Annotated in this window: 19 protein-coding genes; 2 read left to right on the top strand and 17 right to left on the bottom strand. The window is 48.2% G+C overall.

The features are described 5' to 3' along the window. Window positions 1-4: 4 nt before the first annotated feature. From ACRRNK_RS09910 to ACRRNK_RS09840, 15 genes are all read right to left on the bottom strand, one after another. Complete coding sequence (locus ACRRNK_RS09910; RefSeq protein WP_433946565.1) at window positions 5-652, bottom strand: YdcF family protein; 648 nt, start codon at window positions 650-652, stop codon at window positions 5-7. Further along, window positions 612-1,172 carry a DUF402 domain-containing protein gene (locus ACRRNK_RS09905; RefSeq protein WP_433946564.1) on the bottom strand — a complete coding sequence of 187 codons (561 nt, stop codon included), beginning with the start codon at window positions 1,170-1,172 and terminating at the stop codon, window positions 612-614. The genes ACRRNK_RS09910 and ACRRNK_RS09905 overlap by 41 nt, the downstream gene beginning before the upstream one ends. 152 nt (window positions 1,173-1,324) lie before the next feature. After that, window positions 1,325-4,012, bottom strand: a complete 2,688-nt coding sequence (locus tag ACRRNK_RS09900) for a PBP1A family penicillin-binding protein (RefSeq protein WP_433946563.1) — start codon at window positions 4,010-4,012, stop codon at window positions 1,325-1,327. A 140-nt stretch (window positions 4,013-4,152) separates the two neighbouring features. Continuing rightward, the gene (gene hfq, locus ACRRNK_RS09895) at window positions 4,153-4,392 is read right to left on the bottom strand and encodes an RNA chaperone Hfq (protein WP_433946562.1); all 240 of its coding nucleotides are present in this window, start codon (window positions 4,390-4,392) and stop codon (window positions 4,153-4,155) included. 25 nt (window positions 4,393-4,417) lie between these two features. Further along, a complete protein-coding gene (gene miaA / locus ACRRNK_RS09890; RefSeq protein WP_433946561.1) occupies window positions 4,418-5,392 on the bottom strand; it encodes a tRNA (adenosine(37)-N6)-dimethylallyltransferase MiaA in 975 nt (324 codons plus the stop codon). Then, entirely contained in the window at window positions 5,379-6,161 is a 783-nt protein-coding gene (locus ACRRNK_RS09885) for a class I SAM-dependent methyltransferase (protein WP_433946560.1), read from the bottom strand. The genes miaA and ACRRNK_RS09885 overlap by 14 nt, the downstream gene beginning before the upstream one ends. A 14-nt stretch (window positions 6,162-6,175) precedes the next feature. Continuing rightward, on the bottom strand, window positions 6,176-8,290 hold the full coding sequence (mutL, locus tag ACRRNK_RS09880) for a DNA mismatch repair endonuclease MutL (protein ID WP_433946559.1): 2,115 nt from the start codon (window positions 8,288-8,290) through the stop codon (window positions 6,176-6,178). 29 nt (window positions 8,291-8,319) lie between these two features. Then, window positions 8,320-11,079 (bottom strand): DNA mismatch repair protein MutS, encoded by a 2,760-nt coding sequence (gene mutS, locus ACRRNK_RS09875; RefSeq protein WP_433946558.1) that lies wholly within the window; start codon window positions 11,077-11,079, stop codon window positions 8,320-8,322. Window positions 11,080-11,138: 59 nt separating this feature from the next. Then, window positions 11,139-12,590, bottom strand: coding sequence for a putative amidoligase domain-containing protein (locus ACRRNK_RS09870; protein ID WP_433946557.1), 1,452 nt, complete (start codon window positions 12,588-12,590; stop codon window positions 11,139-11,141). Window positions 12,591-12,719: 129 nt separating this feature from the next. After that, window positions 12,720-13,268 carry an outer spore coat protein CotE gene (gene cotE, locus ACRRNK_RS09865; RefSeq protein WP_251378493.1) on the bottom strand — a complete coding sequence of 183 codons (549 nt, stop codon included), beginning with the start codon at window positions 13,266-13,268 and terminating at the stop codon, window positions 12,720-12,722. 134 nt (window positions 13,269-13,402) lie between these two features. Beyond that, window positions 13,403-14,374: an aromatic acid exporter family protein gene (locus ACRRNK_RS09860; RefSeq protein ID WP_433946556.1), complete on the bottom strand. Its 972-nt coding sequence runs from the start codon at window positions 14,372-14,374 to the stop codon at window positions 13,403-13,405. A gap of 132 nt (window positions 14,375-14,506) precedes the next feature. After that, window positions 14,507-15,349 carry an ABC transporter permease gene (locus ACRRNK_RS09855; RefSeq protein WP_433946555.1) on the bottom strand — a complete coding sequence of 281 codons (843 nt, stop codon included), beginning with the start codon at window positions 15,347-15,349 and terminating at the stop codon, window positions 14,507-14,509. Next, window positions 15,342-16,133, bottom strand: a complete 792-nt coding sequence (locus ACRRNK_RS09850; RefSeq protein WP_433946554.1) for an ABC transporter ATP-binding protein — start codon at window positions 16,131-16,133, stop codon at window positions 15,342-15,344. The genes ACRRNK_RS09855 and ACRRNK_RS09850 overlap by 8 nt, the downstream gene beginning before the upstream one ends. Before the next feature lie 19 nt (window positions 16,134-16,152). Continuing rightward, window positions 16,153-17,157 carry an ABC transporter substrate-binding protein gene (locus ACRRNK_RS09845; protein ID WP_433946553.1) on the bottom strand — a complete coding sequence of 335 codons (1,005 nt, stop codon included), beginning with the start codon at window positions 17,155-17,157 and terminating at the stop codon, window positions 16,153-16,155. Between the two features lie 146 nt (window positions 17,158-17,303). Beyond that, the gene (locus ACRRNK_RS09840) at window positions 17,304-18,821 is read right to left on the bottom strand and encodes a carboxypeptidase M32 (protein WP_433946552.1); all 1,518 of its coding nucleotides are present in this window, start codon (window positions 18,819-18,821) and stop codon (window positions 17,304-17,306) included. Between the two features lie 116 nt (window positions 18,822-18,937). Here ACRRNK_RS09840 and ACRRNK_RS09835 point away from each other — a divergent pair, with 116 nt between their 5' ends. After that, the gene (locus ACRRNK_RS09835; protein WP_433946551.1) at window positions 18,938-19,261 is read left to right on the top strand and encodes an iron-sulfur cluster biosynthesis family protein; all 324 of its coding nucleotides are present in this window, start codon (window positions 18,938-18,940) and stop codon (window positions 19,259-19,261) included. Between the two features lie 30 nt (window positions 19,262-19,291). Beyond that, a complete protein-coding gene (locus ACRRNK_RS09830) occupies window positions 19,292-19,858 on the top strand; it encodes a beta-class carbonic anhydrase (RefSeq protein WP_433946550.1) in 567 nt (188 codons plus the stop codon). A gap of 115 nt (window positions 19,859-19,973) precedes the next feature. Here the strand turns inward: ACRRNK_RS09830 and ACRRNK_RS09825 are convergent, their stop codons facing one another. Together ACRRNK_RS09825 and ACRRNK_RS09820 are read right to left on the bottom strand one after the other, a co-directional pair. Continuing rightward, window positions 19,974-20,825 carry an aldo/keto reductase gene (locus ACRRNK_RS09825; protein WP_433946549.1) on the bottom strand — a complete coding sequence of 284 codons (852 nt, stop codon included), beginning with the start codon at window positions 20,823-20,825 and terminating at the stop codon, window positions 19,974-19,976. 76 nt (window positions 20,826-20,901) lie between these two features. Beyond that, on the bottom strand, window positions 20,902-21,897 hold the full coding sequence (locus ACRRNK_RS09820; RefSeq protein WP_433946548.1) for an aldo/keto reductase: 996 nt from the start codon (window positions 21,895-21,897) through the stop codon (window positions 20,902-20,904). Between the last annotated feature and the right edge of the window lie 181 nt (window positions 21,898-22,078).

The following is a 22,078-nucleotide window of genomic DNA, read 5'->3' as shown; positions in this document are numbered from 1 at the left end:
ATCCTTATATATCAAGAGGTATGCCCAGCTTATTCAATGTCCATTTGCTATAGGCCAAAATCTCTCTCAAATTATTAGGCACTTTCTTGAGCACCCTGGATTCTACCAAAGACAACTGAGGATCTATGTAACTAAGAGATTCTGCCATTTCCATCGCGCGTCTTCCATGATATGTGTGCGTAATAATTATTGCCGATTGGAGCTTATGCTCCTCCATAATTTGTCTGCTGAAAAGAAGATTCTCGTACGTATTGGTCGCTTTATTTTCTAGCAGGATAGCACTCTTGGAAACTCCATGGTCATTCAAATATTTCGCCATGCCTTCCGCCTCAGTAGGCCTTGATTTCGTAGTATCCAGCCCTCCAGAAACGATGAAATACCGGAAGGCTCCCGATCGATACTCTCTCAGACTCTGATCAAGCCGTTCTCTTAGCCCAGGACTTGGCACATCTCCCCATAGGGCTGCACCCAATACAATTCCGACATCAGCCCTCGTAAGCGCCTTTGTACTAGGTATGCTTGTGATCTGCACCCATGCGTAGCCAAGCCAGAGGGATATAAGGACAAACAGAACGATAACCACTCGGATTACATTTGTAACGATACGAGGCTTATTTGAGCGGATCATCATCTCTCTCCTCAAGAAATCCACTTCGTCTATGCTCCAAGGACATCAGAAAAAAAGGAAATGTATGCGCATCGATTGCGTGAAGCAGCTCTCGTGTAGTCTCTGCAGCAAGCTCGTAGTCTCTTGGTGATATCAGTCTTTGAGCCAGAGCGTCATCAAGCTCATCCTGATCGAGCAGGAACACTTCTCCGTTCTTAAGAACCACAATATCCAAGTATAGATCATCGAACCAAGGTACTCCCTGATCTGTGATCCCCTGGCTCTTGCAAATATCTATATACCATTCAATAATTTGCTGTTTATCATCAAACATGGCCGTAACGATAAAATTAGAGCCCTTCGGATAATACTGCAGCCAGGAATAGCCTTTATCTGCGATTCTAAAGGTGTGGGTACCGTATGATTTCCACAGCGGCTCCTTCAGCGCTTGTATACTGTACAATGTGATGTATCCGGTGAAATTTTCATTATCCACATAACGTGATGTGAATTGGCGCCGGGTCACACGGCGCCAGTTCGCCCGGTCTCCAAATTTTCGCTTCATGAAAATTACCCTTTCACTCTCTTCTTACATTCAGCTTACCATATTTCACTAAGTCGCACCAAATCGATACTTTCATACCTTCCATGCAAAAAAAGCCCCGTGATCTCAACATAGCGATCACGGGGCTTTGAGTTTATCTATATTCGGATGAGTTAACGTCCTGAATTGGTTCCTCCGGACTGGGTACCGGCATCCGTCCCGGTGTCGTTATTAATTGTGCCGCCAGTATCCGTTCCTGGTGTTGTAGTACCTGGAGTGGTGGTCCCAGGAGTTGTAGTACCTGGTGAGGTGGTATCAGGATTCGTTGTTCCTGTACCTTGATCTGTTCCACCTGTCTGATCTCCTTGACCCGTTCCGCCATCTTGGCCAGAGTTGCCTTGACCCCTGCCTTTCCCATTGCCGGAGCCATTATTACCATTATTGTTGCCATTACCATTACCATTACCATTACCGTTGTTGCTATTTCCGTTACCGCCATCCTGACCATTACCACTTTGATCCGTGTTGGTGCCATTAGGATTATTAGGATCCGGTTGGTTCGGATCTACAACTGGCGGTGCCGCTTGCTGTGTAGATACCTGTGTCGTGGCTGATTTCTCACTTTCCAGGCCTGTAGCAGGATCAACATAAGTTACGTAATATTCATAGGTGGTATTCGGGATTACCGTTACATCCTCTGCGGACGTTGAATCAGCTTCCAGCAGTTGAGTATAGTCGGATTCCGAAGCCTCCTTGCGATATACACGGTACTTCACGTTAGGGACGTTCACGCCATTCCAGCTTAGCAATACGGTACCTGTATCCTGATTGAATGCACCTGCCAGACCACTAATTGTGGTTACTTGTTTAACAGGTTCCTGTTCCTTCTGCTGAAGGTCACTAGGTACAGGGAAATCCTTGATTGGAACATCCTTAAGCGCATCCTTCATGATTGTGCCGAATAACGCCGCTGACTGTCCACTGCTTCCTTTTAGAAGGTGGTCTTTGTCCGGCTTGTCATAACCCATCCATACAGATGCGGTCCATTCCGGGGTATAACCCACGAACCAGGCATCCCGGTTGCGGCTGCTGTTCAGTCCCTTAATCCCGTGCTGTGTCGTACCGGTCTTACCGGCAACAGGGCGGCCTCCCAGGCTTGCGCGCTTACCTGTTCCGCTCGTAACAACCTGCTCCATCATCTTGGTCATATAATAAGCCGTGTCAGAGCTGATAACAGACTCCGGCTTAGGTGGATTATAGGTGTATACATCCTTGCCATCCGGACCCTGTATGCTCTTGATGGAGTAAGCGGGATTATGATATCCACCATTTGCGAACACACTGTAAGCTTCTGCCATTTCAAGTGTATTCGTTCCTTTCGTCAGACCGCCAAGGGCGATGGCAAGATTCGCATCATTAGGGTCCATGGTTATCCCCATTTTCTTGGCGTATTCTACACCCGTCTTGACTCCAACTTGATCCAGCAGCCAGACTGCCGGGATATTCGCTGATTCCTCCAAAGCATCTGTCATTCCAATAGTCTTCGAATATCCATGCAAGTTGCCCGGACAATAAGTTCCGTTAGCGAAGCACTGCTTCTCGTTGCTTAACCTGGAATCCGGTGTGAACTTCTTCGTATCCAGCGCCGGAGCATAATCTACAATCGGCTTAAATGCCGACCCTGGCTGACGCCTTGCTTCGACCCGGCTGAAGCCTTTACGTTCGTAGTCACGCCCACCCAGCAAGGCAACCAAGCTGCCATTCTGGTGATTCATGATTACAACAGCGGCTTGCACCTGCTGATCGTCTTTACTTTTCTCAAAATTGCTGTCATCTGCAAAAGCCTTCTCAACAGCTAGTTGAGCCTGCTTATCCATAGTCGTATAAATTTTGTAGCCGCCTCGGTTCAACTGGTCTTCCGTAAGACCTGTCTTCTCTTCCGCTTCCTTCATCACGAAATCCTTAAAGGCCAGATAATTCTGACTCTTCTTAGGCGGGGTATAGTCGTAGTCTACCTTCTTCGCTTCATCACGCTGAGCCGCTGTAATATATCCCTGATCGAACATCAGATCAAGTACAACGCCTCTGCGAGTCTTGGACAATTCCGGATTCGTAACTGGGTTGTATGCAGAAGGACCCTTAGGAAGAGCAGCAAGAGTCGCAATCTCCCATAAATCCAGTTTATTCAAATCACTCTCACCGAAATAACGTTGGGAAGCGGCCTTGATCCCATAAGAACCTTGGCCGAAATATATCCGGTTCAGATACATCTCCAGTATTTTTTCTTTGGTGAAGTTACGCTCCAAGGCCATCGCAATAGATACTTCCGTTGCTTTACGGAAGAAGGTCTTGTCGCGGGACAAGAACATATTCTTTGCAAGCTGCTGAGTGATTGTACTCCCGCCCTCTACTTTGGAGCGAGCTACAACGTCCTTAACTGCCGCACGGCCGATCGACCATAGATCGACACCCGAGTGCTCCATGAAGCGTCTGTCCTCAGTTGCAATGAAAGCCTCCTGAAGCAGCTTAGGAATCTGCTTGATATCGACAGGCTCACTCTTAGTAATGGACAACTCACCCATTAGGTTACCAGAACGATCATAAACTTTAGAGGTTTCATAAATCGTCAGCTTATCCTGGTTCTCACTCAGAATCTTCTCACCGTTAATTGAAATGAATATATAACCGCCGATTGCACATATTACCGCGAAAGCCATGGTGAAAAACATGGTCCAAAGCACACGCTTTGTCGTTATCTTTTTCTTTTTCTTCGGAACCTTTGACTTAGTTGTGTTCTCTTTGCCATCAGACGGATTCGACCTCGAAAGCCTTGATGGCGGTCTGTTATTGTTCGTAGACATGGTTCTGTACTGACTCCCTTCATGTCAATCTTCTCTCTCTATAAAGGACGGAAAGAAAAGAACAACCTTCTTCAGGTTGCTCCATCTCCTCATCTTATACCTTTTAACGTACTTTGTTCAAAAAAGTTTCATGCCAAATCTTAGCTTTCAGATGCTGTCTCTTGCATCAAAGATACGTTACGCTGTGGCTGGAACGTAGAAATAGCGTGCTTGTACACCATTTGTTGACGTCCATCGCTGTCAATGACAATGGTAAAGTTGTCAAATGCTTTAATCGTCCCTCTAATTTGGAAACCATTTGTCAAGAATACAGTTACAGGGATATTCTCTTTGCGTAGTTGATTCAAGAACGTATCTTGGATGTTAATGGACTTGTTCATTAGCGGTACCCCCAATGAGTTTCAATTAGTGTTCTGAAGTATATTCAAGATCTTCATGGAACTTTCCTGCTATTATAGCACGTACTTTCGCCAAATTCTCCGTGTAATTTTCCGGGCATGTCATATCTACCCAGTGAATGTCATGCATATGCCGGAACCAGGAAAGCTGCCGCTTCGCGTATCTACGCGTGTCCCTCTTCAGCTTGAACACGGCTTCCTCTAGTGGAACCCCACCCACAAGATGCTCGGCAATCTCCTTATATCCAAGCCCTTGCATAGCTACAAGATTCGTGGAATAGCCTTTGTCCAGCAGTGACTTAACTTCCTGAACCAGCCCTTGGCCCATCATTTCATCAATGCGTGCTTCTATACGGTTATATAGCAATTGACGGTCCATTGTCAAACCGATGATACACAGATCATAGGGAGATCGCTTCTTCTGCAGGGCTAGCTGAGATGAGAGTGTCTGTCCAGTTAAATGATAAATTTCAAGTGCTCTTACAATCCTCCGCTGATCATTCGGATGTAGCCTCTCGGCCGACCCTGGATCAATTAGGGCTAGTCTGGCATGAAGCGCTTCTGCCCCATGCTCCTGCGCATACCTTAGCTGCTCTTCCCTAAATTCTTCGTCTGCACCCGCGTCCGTGAATTTGAACTCATAACAGACAGATTCCACATAAAGTCCAGTACCCCCAACAATAAAGGGCAAATGCCCACGGGAGGTGATCTCGGGAATCAGCTTGTTACAGTATTCCTGGAATAAGGCCACCGAGAAAGGCTCATCAGGAGATAGCACATCAATCAGATGATGAGGAACTCCACCCATTTCGGATGGCGTGATCTTGGCGGTTCCTACATCCATCCCCCGGTATACCTGCATGGAATCGCCGGAGATAATTTCACAATTGAACATTTTGGCCAGCTCAATACTCATTCGGGTTTTGCCGATCGCCGTAGGTCCAACGAGGACTAGCAATTTGGATTTCTTATCTGTCGTCAAGCGTGATCACTCCGTAAGCTATTTTGGTATGGGCTCGTCCATGAACTGTGAACCCCAGTCTCGCGAATTCCCCGCTGTCTCTTTTCTCCTTCAAAACAACGGTCTTTCTGGCTACCCTGCAGGCTTCCTCAATGGATCTGCTATCGAGGGAACTTCCATTGGCAAAAGCCCGAAGAGGGGAGATGGAAGACGATTCCTTCACGGGTTCACGGAACATCGGATCGAAATACACAATGTCCTTACTTTTGTCCGGGAGCTCACTAAGCAGCTGAAGATGATCGGCATGCTTGACTTCAATTTGGCGCATTGCCTTGTCAAATTCTTTTAACCCAGATTGGTAGGTTCTTAAACCTTCTTTAAGCAGTCCGTAGATGGGAAGCGAGCTCTCAAGCGCGGTTACACTTCCTTCATCTCCCGCTGCAAGAGAGAATATGATAGAGTCAGAACCCAGTCCTGACGTACAATCTAAAATGCTGTCTCCTGGCTCTGCCCTTGAAATTTCGAGCATGTGATCAGGTTCCCCTTTAATCAGCCGCTTGGCTCTGACAAAAGACATGCTCGGATGAAATTCGAGCGGCTCGCCGGAAGCACTCACGATCCGAATCCCACTCTCAAGAATGACCAATATGGCATCTGCCTGGTGACGGGATAATAATTTGGACAATGAGGTCCGGCTTCTTGGAACATAAGGGACGCCGAGCTCGAGGGATAGCGCTGTAGCACGGCTTACCGTCCCTGGAGCTTCGTTGTCTCCTGTAGTAATAATCAATCTTCTTCCTCCGTTCACATCACTCGTTTGAACATCTTCTCCAAATCATAAGTCGAGAAGGATACTACAATAGGCCGGCCATGCGGGCAAGTATACGGCTGCTTGCAAGCCGCGAGCCTGGTTAGCAGGGTATTTGCCTCTTCCGCTGTAATCTTCTGATTGGCCTTGATAGAAGCCTTGCAAGAACAAAGTATGGATGAGCGCTCGCGCAGCTTCGCAAGGTCAATGGCTCTCTCACTTAACACCCACTCAGCCATTTCTTCAATAATCGCGGACTCCTCTCCCTGCGGAAACCAGTATGGATGGGAGATGACCCGGAAAGTTCCACCGCCGAAATGCTCCAGAATAACTCCCGCGTTCTCGAACCACTGCAAACGGCTCTTCAGCTTCTCACTGTCCGCGGAAGTGAATTCCAGGGTGATGGGAATCAGAAGCTCTTGGGAGGCATCGGCCGGATTGCCGAATTTCTCATAATAATACTCATAATTAACCCGCTCATGAGCAGCGTGCTGGTCAATCAAATATAAGCCATGCTCGTTCTGGGCAATCAAATAGGTGCCATGATGCTGTCCAATCAGGGTCAGCTCGGGAAAGACAGGGATCTCCGGCTTGTCTGCTCTAGATCCGTACAGCTGCTCTGGAGACAACGATTTTGCCGAAGCACCAGCTGAAGTACCGTTAAAACCGTTAACACCTCCTCTTCCTGAAGAGGACCAGGAAGAATCAGCACGCTGAGTGCCCCCGTATGGGTTAGAGCCTTTCAGGCTGCTATATCCTCCCAAGCTTGAAGAATCTGAGCCCGCCCAGCGATCCCTCGGTCCGGCTGAATGTTCAGCTGTATTTTGATTGACAGCTGCGGACTCCTTGACATTTCCACCATAAGCTGAGGAAGATGCTTGGTATGCCGAGTACGGTCCATTATCTTCCGGAGGCAAAGGTGCTCGGCCTATTGAGTCATTTTCCATATATGGCAAGCCCGGCTCCGTTCGTGTCACATTCACGTTAGAACTCTGGTTATTTGGACCTATTTGGTCATTACTTGGCTCCTGCTTACCAGACGAGTGAAAATTGAATTGTTCCTGAATAATGGACTGGCTGTCTCCGCGAGTAACCGTCTGCTTCACCACATGGGGAATAAGCACCTGCTGGGACAGCACGCCCCGAATACTTTCTTCCAGGAAAGTATAAAGCTCCTGTTCTTTGCTGAACCGCACTTCGAGTTTGGAAGGATGTACGTTCACATCGACCAGAGATGGGTGCATATGCAGCTGAAGCACCGCAATCGGGTACCTGTTGATCGGCAAGAGCGTATGGTAGGCTCTCATCATGGCAGCCTGCAGGCCAGGATTACGGATATAGCGCCCGTTCACCATCATGGAGATGGCACTGCGATTTGACCTCGTCAGGTCCGGTCGACCGATGAATCCTGTAACCTTGTAGTCGGCATTTTCCGCCTCGATCTCCAGCATGCCTTTGGCTGCCTGGGTTCCATAGATGGAGGCGATCACCTGCAGCAGATCCCCGTTACCTGGACTTTGCAGCAGCTGATTGCCATTGTGCCGCAGGGTGAACGCAATTTCCGGATGAGCCAGGGCCTGTCTGTACATGACATCCGAGATATGTCCAAGCTCAGTCTGGATAGTCTTCATATATTTCAGCCTTGCCGGAGTATTATAAAATAATTCCTTCACCGAAATATCCGTCCCCTGCGGAGCGGTAGTATCTTCATTCTCTTTGAGCGATCCGCCTTCAATAATGATCCGGCGTCCCAGACCATGATCCGTATTCGAGGACACAAGCTCTACTTTGGACACTGCGGCTATACTCGGAAGGGCTTCCCCCCGGAAACCCAGTGTCCGAATCTGGAATAAATCACGGCCGAGAGAGAGCTTGCTGGTGGCATGCCGGTAAAAGGCCGTCTCACAATCCTCCGGATCTATGCCGGAGCCGTTATCTGCAATGCGGATGAGCGATAATCCGCCTTCTTCCACCGTGACATCGATTCGCCGCGCACCTGCATCGATTGCATTCTCTACCAGTTCTTTCACGACAGATGAGGGTCTCTCAACCACTTCCCCCGCAGCAATCTGGTTCGCAATATGCTCGTCCAGGATTTGAATTTGTCCCATTTGGCTTCCCCCACTCTCTACAAGGAATTTTACATATCTTTCACTTTCATCTTCAGATCATTTAACAGCTGCATCGCCTGAATTGGCGTCATATTCATCAGGTCGGCATTTTTGACAAGCTTAATAATCTGCTTAGCTCCTGCATCTTCTTTAGGTGGTTCAGGCTTGTCCGAAGCCCACTCATCTCCGAAAATTGAAAGCTGCTGGACCCGCTCATTTCCCTGCGGACTCGCAGTTAGCTCTGTCGCCGCAGGCGCAGTTAAATCAGCCTTTGGCGATTCCGGCAAGTCGGCAACTGCCGATGACACGGATACCATAGCTGCCTTCTCCTCCCGAACAGTCTTCTGATCTTCCTGCCGGGCTTCGGAATAAACGGCTTGTCCGGCTGTCACGAGCGGGGCTGCCTCTTCCAATCCTTGCAGCAGCCCATAGGCTCGATCAATAATGCTGCTAGGAAGGCCTGCAAGCCGGGCACAATAGATGCCGTAGCTTGTGCTAGCAGCTCCAGGAATCAATTTGCGGAGGAAATGTACCTTCTCCCCGCTCTCCTGTACAGCCATGCTATAATTCTTCAAGGCATTCAGGCTTGACTCCAGATGAGCCAGCTCATGGAAATGCGTAGACACAAGTGCTTTACAGCCGATATGATCATGCACATATTCAATGACGGCCTGGGCAATCGACATTCCCTCTGTGGTTGAGGTCCCGCGCCCCAGCTCATCGATAATGATCAGACTCCGCTTTGTGGCTTTCTCGGTCATCAGCTGGATATCCGCCATCTCCACCATGAACGTGCTCTGACCCCCGATCAAGTCATCCGCTGCCCCGATACGGGTAAAGATCCGGTCAATCATCGGAATCTCCGCTTTGACCGCAGGAACAAAACAGCCGATTTGGGCCATGATGACGATCAGAGCTACTTGACGCATATAGGTGCTTTTGCCTGCCATATTCGGTCCTGTGATCAGCAGAATTCCTGCTTGATCCTTACGGAGGTAGGTACCATTGGCAATAAATCCAGTCCCCTCCATCACGCTTTCAACAACAGGATGGCGCCCTTGTTCAATGACAAGGTCATACCCATCCGTAATCGTAGGCTTTACAAAATTGCCCTCACTGCTGATTTCGGCCATCGACCGGTACACATCGATCTCCGCCACCTTCTCTGCCAACCGCTGAAGGCGAGGGATCTCCTGGCTCAAGCGTTCACGAAGCTCGCTGAACAGCGCAAACTCCAGGTCAACCATCTTCTCCTCTGCTTCCAGGATTAAGGCTTCCTTCTCCTTGAGCTCAAGCGTGACGTATCTCTCAGCGTTCGCAAGCGTCTGCTTCCGTTCATAACGGCCTTCCGGAAGAGAGGCCAGATTGGATTTGGTAATTTCGATATAATAACCGAATACTTTGTTGTATCCGATCTTTAAGGACTTAATCCCCGTAGCCTGACGCTCCGCACTTTCAAGCTCGGCGATCCATCGCTTGCCGTTCATTCCAGCCTCACGCAGGGCGTCCAGACGCTCATGATAACCCGCCTTAATAATTCCGCCATCCCGAACAGAGACGGGAGGCTCATCCGCAATGGCCGCATCGATAGCATCTGCCAGATCCTCGCAGCGGTCCAGCTCATCCGCGATTCGCTTCAGCGTTGTAGAAGATGAATCCGCACACAGCTCTTTGATCGCCGGAATTTGCCTAAGTGATTTCTTGAGTGCGATCATATCGCGGCCGTTGGCACTGGAGAAAGCGATTCTCCCGACAAGACGTTCCAGATCATAGATCTCCCCAAGCCGCTCACGTAAATCTTCCCGTAGAATATACCCGGCATGCAGCTGCTCTACAGCCTCAAGCCGATCTTCAATCTGGCTTCGCTGAAGCAGCGGTTTGTCGATCCATCTTCTCAGAAGTCTGGCTCCCATGGAGGTCTCGGTCCGGTCAAGCAGCCAGAGCAGTGAGCCCTTCTTCGACCTTTCTCTAACGGTCTCCACAAGCTCCAGATTCCTGCGCGTAAATGGATCCAGAATCATATAATGATTCGGCTCATAGGCTGTAATTCGGGTGAGCTGGCCCAGAGATCGCTTCTGCGTCTCCGATAAATAAGCAACAAGCAGGCCGATATTATGTCTGCGCTGCTCTTCCAGCCGAATCCAGACCGCTTCGGTGAATTGCTTCCGTGCCAGATCTTCCTTTTGTTTATCCCATGGTGTATAGACTACAGGTCTTCCCACAGGATTAGCCGTGGATTCGATCCAATCAAGCAGTGATGAATCTCCGATAATCTCAGCGGGAGTATAGAGCCCGATCTCATCTCGAAGCCATTCATAGCTTGAAGGTGCGGAGGTGACATATAACTCCCCAGTTGACAAGTCACACGCAGATACCGCCATAACTCCGCTCAATTCAGTCACACAGAGGAGATAGTTATTCGCCTTGTCCCCGATCGTCTTGCCTTCCATCACGGTCCCCGGAGTAATGACCCGGACAATTTCACGTCTTACGATGCCCTTGGCCTCCGCCGGGTCTTCAACCTGTTCACAAATGGCCACCTTGTAGCCTTTCTCAATCAAACGGTGTATGTAGCCCTCAGCAGAGTGATAGGGAACGCCGCACATCGGAATCTTGCCCTCTGCTCCGCCGTCCCGCGCCGTTAATGTGATCTCGAGTTCGCGAGATGCTAAAGTCGCATCGTCGAAGAACATTTCATAGAAATCACCTAGACGAAAAAATAGAAAAGCGTCTTTAGCGCCTTCCTTGACTTTCAAATATTGTTCAATCATCGGCGTATATTTAGCCATGATGTACCTCCAGCCCCTTCTTTCTACAGACTTCTATTATAACAGAAAAGAAGGCGGCCTTACGAGGGGCGCTCTATTTTCCAGACTGTTCTAATATCCCTGCTCTCGTCCCAAGTTCGTCCAAGGCGCAGAGCCTCCAGGAATGGATGTATATATTTCTCTAACCGATGATATCCCCTCAAACTCCGAATTTCATCTCTAATGGGTTCAAACGCTTCTCTCAGAATTGCCCTGTCACCTAAATAGAATGCTTGATGGACATCCTCCCGTATCAGTGGCCTGGATGGAAGCTGAGCATAGTCTTCGGCAATCAGGGATGCAAGCGCAACTACACCTTTGGTTAGTAGAGAAGAGACAAGAAAGCTTGGAAGTGTGCGATACTCGAACCCTCCATGATCCTGATGCCTATAATCACCCAGATAACCGTATCTCGGTCTGCGAACCTTGGATCTCTCATCTTCCATTAGCGAGACGGGTAAAGCCAAATAATTATCGAGTGTGCGCAGCAGACCAGTGGTTAGCGGCAGACCGCTGAAATGAAGATGACCGCCCAAGGGAAGTCCTGGCAGCGGCATTCCTCCTGCCAGCCACAGAAGTGAAGTATCATGAATCTGCCTTGAAGCATACTGCATCGCACCCATCAAATTGCGGATCAATTCAGACGGCTCAGAGCCTGGAGAGGGACGGAGCTCGGCAATCGGATAAAGGGTACGACCGCCTGAGCGGACAGCATCACAACCAGCAGTTCCTACCCGTTCGAGGAACCTGGAGGCCGGAATAACCTTGCGTTCTGTCCGGTTATAGAGCAGGAACTCGGGATCCATCCCGAGCCTCAGCGGTTCAGAGCTCTGCCCCGAAAGCCGCGCCGATTCTTCCAGAATCGCCTCAGCGAACCTTAAGGCAGTGGACTCCTCTTCTAAATCGGGTACAGCGCGAACAAGCTTGATGATCATCGACCCGCCATCACCAGCACTTATCTCGACTTCCCCAAAGTCTAGGCCAAGCGTATAGAGCGCTCTTACCGCTATTTTCTCCAGTCTTCTCTCCAGGATGGTTAGCTCTGATTGACGTCCGGGCTCCCTCTGTTCCCTGGCAAGATTAAACGCCCGCTCCGCCCAGCTGCAGGGGACAATCTCTACCGCCCTCAGATGAAAGACCCGAACCAGGAATCGGCGTACATAACCAGCCGGCAACTCCCCATTCTTGGCAGATACCTCCAAATTGGCCTTCATGCCGGCTGCCCGAAGCCTGTGTTCAATCTCCCGCGACGAAGAAGCATGAAATATTCCGGATTCCTTATTCATAATCAGAATGGATTGATCCACATTCGGCATATACGCCTGATCTCTAATGGAACTCGGCGTACTTGAGCCCTGCCTTAATTCAGGCCGGTCACAAGAAACTTTCTGCTTATCTTGAAGCACTAGGTCCGCGTAGCCCAGCCGTTTCAGCACCGCGTTTAGTCTCCCGGAAGAACGGTCATCATTACCCAGCATGATTTTAAATTCCATTCTCCCGCCTCCTTATCCCTCATCTGAAATTTGTAATTTGTAACCAGATCACCCCAGAAAAAAATCACAAAAAAAGAGGGCTCCCGCCCTCGTCGCTGCTCAGGCAGCTGCATACAATAGAGTATTCAGTTACAGATCATCATCCAGGAGATCTGGATCAAGATCTTCGTAATCCCCGCCATCTCCGCTGAAATCAAAGTCTTTGTCTTCGAAGTCGCTGCCGCCCGGTACGACCAGGACATTGATCTTAGTCTCAGCTACAAGCTCGACGGCGAACTCGCGCTCAACGCGAATAAGTACACTGCCGTCCCCGGACACACTGGCTTCGACGGTGCTTGGTTCCTGCGTCGCATCCGCGGATACCTCCACCGACGAAGAGCGGTGTCTGGAATCAAGATAAGAAAGCGGAACTAGTTCTACATAAGATACCTTTTCTTTCGCTACCGCAGTCTGTGAGTTTCTCTCATACGAGTACCAAATGTTGATATCGTAAGTCCCAATAACTTCAATTCCGTCACCAGCAGCAACCGCTTCGTATTGGTGGTTGATGATCCAGGCCCCCAGTATACTTGACGGATTTTGAGGCGGAGTCACGGTATGTGTTACGGTAGAGAACTTACGACCTTTTCCGCAGATCGCTTTCGTAATAATCTCTCTACTTTGATATTTCGATGACATGGTTTGAACCTCCTCCATACAAATCAATCATTCACTATCAAGTGTATGCAGGACATAGGCGAATGTTGATTAATTGGAGGAATTGAAATTAATTATATTTATACAACCCGTATAAAATAAGACTTTATTCCCTGTTAAACTGCCCGCTGGCGTTTACTCTTTCCGGTAGGATACTTGCTTTTCTTGGAGATATCCAAGTATAAAGCCAGCTCTCTGCAAAGCTGCAGAATGGCGGAGCGAATCTCGAACTCTTCCCTGCTGGTTGGAAGTTCCATCGCTTTGAAGTCCGTCTCCAGCTCTTGTAACATATGCTCCGTAGTTCCCGTATACGTCTCATTCTTTACATCTATTGACAGCTGATCGAACAGAACTGCGGCGCTTTCTCCCTGAGGCATTCTCTGATAGACCTGTGAAATCAACTGCAGCATACTCTCGATTCGGTCAAGCTGCTGTTTGCGCATATAGAAATAGATCGTCCATGCCTCATTGGGGGCTATGACCTGATTGTCGAGGGCCCGCTTGGCGGTGGACAATCCTAGCTCCACCTCCTGGCTGGCTTCGATCAATTCCTGCCCATCCCAGACATAGTTGGGGTCCCGAAGCTGGGAAGCGATTCGCTCGAAGATGAGACCGAACAAGCCGTCCACCTTCCTGCGGATACCCGTGAGCTTGTCCTCTTCGTTCGGCATATAGATCAGATTGACCACCACAGCACTGCCAAGGCCAATGATTAACAACAAAATTTGAGTGAACAAGGCGTCCAAGCTGATATCTTCTCCCCCAAACACCCTGAATACAACTACAGAACTTGTGACGATCCCCTCTTTCAGATTAGCTTTTGAAATCAAGGGAAAGCCGATCAGTATATAGACCGCAAGCACCCAGATATGAAATCCGAATATGTAAAATAAGGCAGAGGACATCCCAAGCCCAAGTATAGAGGCAAAAAAACGGGAGGAAACCGTTCGAATGCTTCTCTTTCGCGTCACATCAACGCCGAGTATTGCGAGCAGTCCCGCAGACAGAGGATTCAAAATCCCGAGTAAATGAGCGATAACGATCGCAAGTACAGTGGCAACAGTGGTCTTGATCACTCTAAAGCCCATCTTACACCCCCACATTTTAAATATAGTTCCCTCAATATTCTCTATCCTAAAGGATTTACACCATGTTCACAATAAAACGGCTGGCTTATGCCCTCACATTGCCTTACAGATATAGAGCAGAAAACGAGAGCGTTACCGCTCCCGTAGCAACCTGTGTTCAATATATACAACCAGCTGATACATCCCTGTTGCCGCTATGGCGATGATCACCAAGCTGGATAATACAAGAGTGAAGTTGAAGACTTGGAATCCATAGATGATCAAATACCCGAGCCCTTCTTTGGCCACGAGAAACTCACCTACGATGACGCCTACCCAAGCCATGCCGACATTCACCTTCAAGGTTGAGACAATCGCCGGAAATGACGCGGGAAGGATAACTTGACGGAATACATCTTTGCGGCTGCCTCCGAAGGTTCTAACCACTTTCACCAGATTCGGATCCACCTCGTTAAAGCTGCTGTTCACAACAAGCGTGGTTATAATGACGGTGATCGATAAGGTTGTCATCACAATAGCAGTGAAGCCTCCGCCGAACAGAACGATGAAGATCGGTCCTAAAGCGACCTTGGGCATGCTGTTGAAGACCACCATATAGGGATCAAGCACTTTGGACAGAAACGGGGACCACCAGATCAGCACAGCGAGCAGTGTTCCGACCAGTGTTCCGAGCAGGAAGCCTGCCGCTGTCTCAAGCACGGTCGTGCCTAGATGAGGCCAAAGCTCGCCGCTGAGAACATCCTTCCATATCTGCGCGAACACTTTGGTGGGATAACTGAAGATCAGGACATCAATCCATTTGAATCGTCCCGCTATTTCCCAGAGGAGGATCAGACCGATCAAGATTGACAGCTGAGTGAACAGGACGACCCGTCCGGTGCGGCGCTTACGGTGTTGGTATTCCTGATAGAGAGTCTGAAGCCAGTCTTTCGTATGACTACCCGGATTACTCCGGGAGCTCACCCGTTCACTCATTCGCCACCCCCTCCTTTCCCTCGGAAGCTTCGAGTTCTTTCCAGACTTGATGAAACAACTCATTGAAGCCTTCCTGCTCACGAGCATAGAAAGGCTGCGCCGACCTAATATTCTCCGGCACCTCAAAAGTCCTCCGGATTCTGCCAGGACCCGCGGCAAGAACAATAACCCGGTCGCTTACCGCGATCGCTTCAGCCAGATCGTGTGTGACCAAGACCGCCGTCTTGTGCCTGGCCTGAAGTGTCTCCGCGATCAGATTTTCAAGCTGTAATTTGGTCTGATAATCCAGCGCCGAGAAAGGCTCATCAAGCAGCAGAAGATCCGGCTCAGTAGCTAAAGTTCTGACCAGTGCTACTCGCTGCCGCATGCCTCCAGACAGCTGGGAAGGGTACAAATTCTCCGTCCCTCCGAGTCCCATGCCTTCAAGAAGCTGCACGACCGCTTCCTTACGCTTCGGGGTCAGCTGATCTCTGAGCTCCAGACCGATTAACGCGTTATCCAGAATTCGGCGCCAAGGGAACAGGTAATCCTGCTGCAGCATGTACCCAACCTCTGGATCAGGCCCGGTGACAGGCCTTCCGTGAAGGAGCACTTGGCCCCGTGAAGGGGTTAGAAGTCCGGCCATTATGGAGAGAAGCGTGGTTTTTCCACAACCGCTGGGACCCACCAGGCTGATGAACTCTCCAGGCTGAACCGTGATGTTCATCCCTTCAAGCGCAAGGACAGCTTCTCTGTCTGTAACATAGACATGCTCAACACCTTGTAGTTCAATAACTGGCTCCATTTCCCGCGCTCCTTTCCTCTTATTTCCCAGGTGCAGAGGCTTGATTCGCAAAAGAAGGATCCACAAGCTTGGATACAGGAACCCGTTCCTTGAGCTCACCAGCCGCATCCATCACATCCAATAAATTGTTCCAGGATTTCTCGTCAATCTGTGGTGTCTGCGCATAGGTTCCCTGCTCTTTGTAACGCTTGATTGCACTAGTTAGAATAGCCTGATCCGTATCCTTGAAATAGGGGGATACCACTTTGGCGATTTCTTCTGGTGAATGCTCGTTCACCCACTTTTGGGCTTTGAATATGGAGTCCGTGAATTTCTGGACTTGCTCAGAATGTTCATCCATATAACTTTTCTTACTCATATAGACCGTGTAAGGGAGCTTGCCGCTCTCCGTACCGAACGATGCAACTACATGGCCCTTGCCTTCCTTCTCGATAATTGAGGCTTGTGGCTCGAACAGCTGTACATAATCTCCGGTTCCCGAAATAAAGGCTGCGGTGATGTTGGCAAAATCCACGTTCTGAATCAAATTCAAATCCTGATGAGGATCGATTCCGTGCTTCTTCAGTGTGAATTCACCCGCCATCTGAGGCATACCTCCTTTACGCTGGCCGAGGAATACCGATTGCTTCAGTGAGTCCCAATTGAAGTTCTGGACATCATTACGAGATACGAGAAATGTCCCATCAGTCTGGGTTAGACCTGCAAAATTCAGGACAGGATCATCTGAGCCCTGCTGATATACATAAATGGAGGTTTCTGCTCCAACAAGTGCAATATCAATGCCACCCGACAAGAGGGCGGTCATCGTCTTGTCGCCTCCAGAAGTCGTTCTGAGTTCCACATCCAGCCCATTATCCTTAAAGAAACCCTTCTCAAGTGCCACATACTGCGGAGCATAGAACACCGAACGCGTTACCTCGCCGAGCTGGATCTTCGCTGCCTGCCCACCGGTACCACAGCCGCTAAGAGCGATGCTGCACAGCAGCAAGATAGCCAACCATACCGACGCGCGTGATCTCCTCATTTGCTTCCCCTCCTTGATCTTTCTTGCCCGGCTGCTGTCAGCTAAGGCTATGCTCCAATGTATGCATCGGCCTAGCAAAAGGTTAAGAGCCTACCAAAAAGACCGAACCCGGGAATAATCCCCAGCTCGGTCTAGTTCAGTAACCTTTACAAATTGTATATTGCCTTATATTTCTGTTCTAAATAATCGGCAAGATAATTCGGATTCAGCTCTTCTCCTGTAATGTCCAGGATTAACTCAGCCGGCTTGCGGCTCCTCCCGTATTTATATATTTTATCGGTCAGCCATTCCTTGATTGGCGCGAAGTTCCCTTCCGCGATCAATTCATCATAATTGGAAATCTCCTTACGGATGGTATGCGCAATCTGTGCCGCGTACATATTCCCAAGCGAATAGGATGGGAAGTATCCGAAGCTTCCTCCAGACCAATGCACATCCTGAAGTACACCGACGCCATCATTAGGCGGGCTAATACCCAAATACTTCTCATACTTCTCATTCCAGACCTTAGGAAGATCTTTCACACTGAGGCCTTCATTGAACAGCTCTTTCTCAATTTCGTACCGGATAATGATGTGAAGATTATATGTCAGCTCATCGGATTCGATACGAATCAGTGAATTCCCAACCCGGTTCACAGCCCGGTGGAAATCTTCGACCGTTACCGAAGCCAGCTGCTCAGGGAAATGCTGCTGCAGATCACCGAAATACCGCTCCCAGAATGGACGACTGCGCCCAATCATATTCTCCCAGAATCGGGACTGGGATTCGTGAATTCCCATTGAGGTTCCTTCAGCAAGCGGTGTTCCAGTCAGCTCAGGGCTCACATTCTGCTCATAGAGTGCGTGTCCTCCTTCGTGAAGGGCACTGAATATGGCGCTGGTTACATCGTCCTGAAGATAATGGGTAGTAATCCGTACATCCCCCGGATTCAGTCCAGTCGCGAATGGATGCACACTTTCATCAATGCGTCCGGCTTCGAAGTCATAGCCAATCTGCTCAAGCAGGAATTTACTGAATTTCTCCTGCTGATCTTTGTCATATAGTTGGTTCAGGAACTCGGCCTCCGGCTTGTTCGGCGAAGCTTGAATCGCTTCAACTAGCGGAACAAGCCGGTCACGAAGCTGACCGAACACTTCATCCAGCTTCACGGTAGTAAGCTCTGGCTCATAAAGGTTCAGCAGCGTGTCATAACGCGTATCCCTAGGTCCCCAATAATCGATGAATTCTTGCAGCTTGGCAACGATCTGGGTAAGATAGGGCTCAAAGCCTGCAAAATCGGAATTTTCCTTGAAATCCTCCCAAAGTGTCTCCGAATGAGAGGTTAGCGTTACATATTCCTGATATTTATCCGCGGGAATCTTGATGCTGCGGTCGTATTCTTCCTGTACATTCTCCACGATCCGGCGGTTCACATCGTCTAATTGTTCCAGAATTTCTGGACGATTCAGAGCATCAAGGAGTTCGCCCATCTCTGGTGAAGTCTGTAGCTTGAATGACTCCGTTGACAGTATACCTAATGTCTCTGCCCGGGTCTCTGCCCCTTTTCTCGGTGCCCCTGTCCGCAGATCCCATGCCATTAAAGCGACGGCTTCATAATAGCTTCTAATTTTCTTGTTAAGTTCCCTAAATTGTTCCAGCTTCTGCTGGATATCCTGTTCCATTATGGAGCTCACCTCAATTCAAAATTTTGGTGTTCCTCTTGATGATACTTATTACAATCTATATAATCAACTTTTAAAGGCGTTAAAACTTCTACTAGAGGGAGAGGGAGTAGACCATGAGAATTACTTTGGACCCACAGGCGAAGGATATCCTCAGCCGAAAGATCGGCGATCATCCGGGACAAGTTCGACTGTTGTATGATACTGAAGGATGTGGTTGCTACGGAATCACTTCTTTTCAAATTATCAGCCAGCCAGACCCCACAGACATCCCGATTGAGAACGAGACGTTCCCCTTCTGGGTGGATCCTCAGCGTGCTGTATTCTATGAGGATCAGCTAAGACTAAAAGGCGACCCACTGGACGGATCGTTCCGTCTTGAAGGAGATTCGCAAATATATGGTCAGAATGTAAAGTTGAATGATATTCGCAGTAATTAAACATTATTATAATATTGGAGGAATAAGTCAATGAGCAACCTTAACGAAATTCTTAATTACAACAAGCAGTTTGTCGAGGATAAAGAATACGAAAGTTATATTTCTGACAAATTCCCATCCAAAAAGCTGGCAATTGTGACTTGTATGGATACCCGTTTGGTCGAGCTGCTGCCAAGAGCAATGAATCTACGCAACGGAGATGCCAAGATTATCAAGACTGCGGGTGCCATCATTTCCCACCCTTTCGGTAGTGTTATGCGTAGTGTGCTGGTAGCCATTTATGAGCTGGGTGCCGAAGAGGTGATCGTCGTAGGTCACACAGGTTGCGGTATGGCTTCCATCAATTCGAGTCGGATCCTTAATTCTGTACATGAGAGAGGCATTTCCCCTGAAGTATTTGACACACTTGAGAATTCCGGAATCGAATTAAAAAGATGGCTGACTGGGTTTAGCTCGGAAAAAGAGGGGGTAATCCATACTGTGGAGATTATTAAGAAACACCCATTACTCCCACCCCATTTCCCTGTACACGGTATGGTTATCGATTCGACAACCGGAGAATTGGAACTTGTCGTTGACGATCGTGAACAGGACTAGACATCTCTCTATGCTTTGGGCACGGACGCTGCGTCCGTGCTATTTTTTTGCTATGAAGCTTCAATTAGTTCCTTCTATATTCCCACCACTTACTCCTTTTTCAGCCTCTTTAACACTAAACATCAAGCTTGCGTGCAGCCATCCATTTCACGATTTCTGGGTCGTTATGTGAGAAGAATAAGCTGTTACCGGTATCCAAGTTAGCAATTCTATCCATATCCTCTTGGCTTAATTCAAAGTTGAAAATATTGAAGTTTTCAATGATCCTTTCCTTACGAACGGACTTTGGAATTACAACAACATCTCTTTGTGTCAACCAACGTAAAACTACCTGAGCAACTGATTTTTTGTACTTTTCAGCTATAGATAACAAAACTTCGTTATGAAATAGGTCATTTTTCCCTTCAGCAAAAGGTGCCCATGACTCGATTTGAATATTGTACTCCTTCATCAGTTTCGCACTTTCGATTTGCTGGTAGAAAGGATGTGTTTCAACCTGATTTACTGCTGGGATGACTTCATTACGAAGTGTTAAATCGAGCAGGCGGTCATCTCTAAAATTGCTCACTCCAATTGCCCGGACCTTTCCTTCACGATACAATTCCTCCATAGCACGCCAAGAACCAAAAACATCACCAAACGGTTGATGAATGAGGTACAAATCCAGATAATCCAATTGCAATCTGTGAAGTGATTTTTCGAATGCTTTCTTTGTGTTCTCATAACCAGTATCCTGAACCCAGAGCTTTGTCGTAATAAATAATTCCTCTCTTGGCACACCACTGCGGGAGATGGCTCTGCCAACTGCCTCTTCATTTTGATAAGATGCCGCGGTATCAATCAAACGATAACCTGCCGAAATAGCATCGGACACGGCTTGTTCGCATTCCTTTGCAGCCGGAATCTGATAAACTCCAAAGCCGATGATAGGCATTTCAATACCGTTGTTTAATAGAACTTTTTGCATGTGAATTCCTCCCTTTATTTGAATCAAAGAAACAGAGCAGAGTATTAACCCTGCTCCTGCTAGAAACTCATTAAGCCTATAGCGCACCAACTACTGGATGCGGTACATAAGGCTCTTCTAAGAACGCAATTTCTTCAGCTGTTAACCTAACAGATAAAGCACCCACTGCATCTTCTAAATGGGATATTCTCGTCGCCCCGATAATTGGTGATGTTACCGGTTCTTTATGTAACAACCAAGCAATTGCGATTTGTGAACGAAGAACACCGTGTCTGCCGGCCAGTTCTGTAACCCGCTCTGCAATTAATCGGTCAGTAGATACAGTTGCATCGTATTTAGATTTCTGCGTTTTGTCTGTTTCGGAACGAAGCGTGGCTTCCGACCAATCACGCGTCAATCTTCCTGACGCAAGCGGGCTATATGGAGTCACTCCAATTTTCTCCTCTTTACAAAGAGGCAGCATCTCTCTCTCTTCTTCACGGTATATGAGGTTCAGGTGGTTCTGCATGGACACAAACCGAGTCCAACCATTTCTCTCCGCCACATTCAGTGCCTTTAGGAATTGCCAAGCGTACATGGCAGAAGCACCAATATATCTCGCTTTACCCGCTTTCACAACGTCATGTAATGCTTCCATTGTCTCCTCGATAGGCGTGTTGTAATCCCAACGGTGGATGATATAAAGGTCTACATAATCTGTTCCCAAGCGCTTAAGACTCTTATCAATTTCACTCATAATATGTTTTCTAGAGAGACCTTTGCGGTTAGGACCTTGGCTGTTTAAATCTTTACCCTTTGGAAAATACACCTTTGTTGCGAGAACAACTTCATCTCGATTGGCATAATCGTTCAGGGCACGCCCAACAAACTCCTCACTTGTACCATCAGAATAGACATTTGCTGTATCAAAGAAATTAATACCTAAATCAAGGGCTTTTTTGATTACAGAACGACTGCTTTCTTCATCAATTACCCAAGGGTGGATCCAACGTTCTTTCTCGCCAAAGCCCATACATCCAAGACAAAGCCGAGATACATCCAATCCGGTGTTTCCAAGCTTCACATATTCCATTTCCAATTCCCTCGCTCTCCGGTATTCTCCACTTATGATAACCATCATCCATTATTATAGGAAAAAATAGGAACAATATATAGGTTATATAAAGGGTTGATATATAGAAGTTCTTTATTATTTATGGAAGAAAATTATTGTTCTACCTATATCAACTCAAATAAAGAGGACGGCCATTAGA

It is taken from the genome of Paenibacillus sp. SN-8-1 (genome assembly GCF_050995535.1).
Taxonomy (GTDB): Bacteria; Bacillota; Bacilli; order Paenibacillales; family Paenibacillaceae; genus Fontibacillus.
Note: the sequence above shows the minus strand (reverse complement) of the source record. Positions and strands in the feature narration are given on the sequence as shown.

Excerpts from the sequence above, each read along its gene's own strand:
- ACRRNK_RS09905 (WP_433946564.1), bottom strand. The coding sequence starts at position 1,172 with ATGAAGCGAAAATTTGGAGACCGGGCGAACTGGCGCCGTGTGACCCGG.
- ACRRNK_RS09900 (WP_433946563.1), bottom strand. The coding sequence starts at position 4,012 with ATGTCTACGAACAATAACAGACCGCCATCAAGGCTTTCGAGGTCGAAT.
- hfq (WP_433946562.1), bottom strand. The coding sequence starts at position 4,392 with ATGAACAAGTCCATTAACATCCAAGATACGTTCTTGAATCAACTACGC.
- mutL (WP_433946559.1), bottom strand. The coding sequence starts at position 8,290 with ATGGGACAAATTCAAATCCTGGACGAGCATATTGCGAACCAGATTGCT.
- mutS (WP_433946558.1), bottom strand. The coding sequence starts at position 11,079 with ATGGCTAAATATACGCCGATGATTGAACAATATTTGAAAGTCAAGGAA.
- ACRRNK_RS09870 (WP_433946557.1), bottom strand. The coding sequence starts at position 12,590 with ATGGAATTTAAAATCATGCTGGGTAATGATGACCGTTCTTCCGGGAGA.
- cotE (WP_251378493.1), bottom strand. The coding sequence starts at position 13,268 with ATGTCATCGAAATATCAAAGTAGAGAGATTATTACGAAAGCGATCTGC.
- ACRRNK_RS09860 (WP_433946556.1), bottom strand. The coding sequence starts at position 14,374 with ATGGGCTTTAGAGTGATCAAGACCACTGTTGCCACTGTACTTGCGATC.
- ACRRNK_RS09855 (WP_433946555.1), bottom strand. The coding sequence starts at position 15,349 with ATGAGTGAACGGGTGAGCTCCCGGAGTAATCCGGGTAGTCATACGAAA.
- ACRRNK_RS09850 (WP_433946554.1), bottom strand. The coding sequence starts at position 16,133 with ATGGAGCCAGTTATTGAACTACAAGGTGTTGAGCATGTCTATGTTACA.
- ACRRNK_RS09845 (WP_433946553.1), bottom strand. The coding sequence starts at position 17,157 with ATGAGGAGATCACGCGCGTCGGTATGGTTGGCTATCTTGCTGCTGTGC.
- ACRRNK_RS09840 (WP_433946552.1), bottom strand. The coding sequence starts at position 18,821 with ATGGAACAGGATATCCAGCAGAAGCTGGAACAATTTAGGGAACTTAAC.
- ACRRNK_RS09835 (WP_433946551.1), top strand. The coding sequence starts at position 18,938 with ATGAGAATTACTTTGGACCCACAGGCGAAGGATATCCTCAGCCGAAAG.
- ACRRNK_RS09830 (WP_433946550.1), top strand. The coding sequence starts at position 19,292 with ATGAGCAACCTTAACGAAATTCTTAATTACAACAAGCAGTTTGTCGAG.
- ACRRNK_RS09825 (WP_433946549.1), bottom strand. The coding sequence starts at position 20,825 with ATGCAAAAAGTTCTATTAAACAACGGTATTGAAATGCCTATCATCGGC.
- ACRRNK_RS09820 (WP_433946548.1), bottom strand. The coding sequence starts at position 21,897 with ATGGAATATGTGAAGCTTGGAAACACCGGATTGGATGTATCTCGGCTT.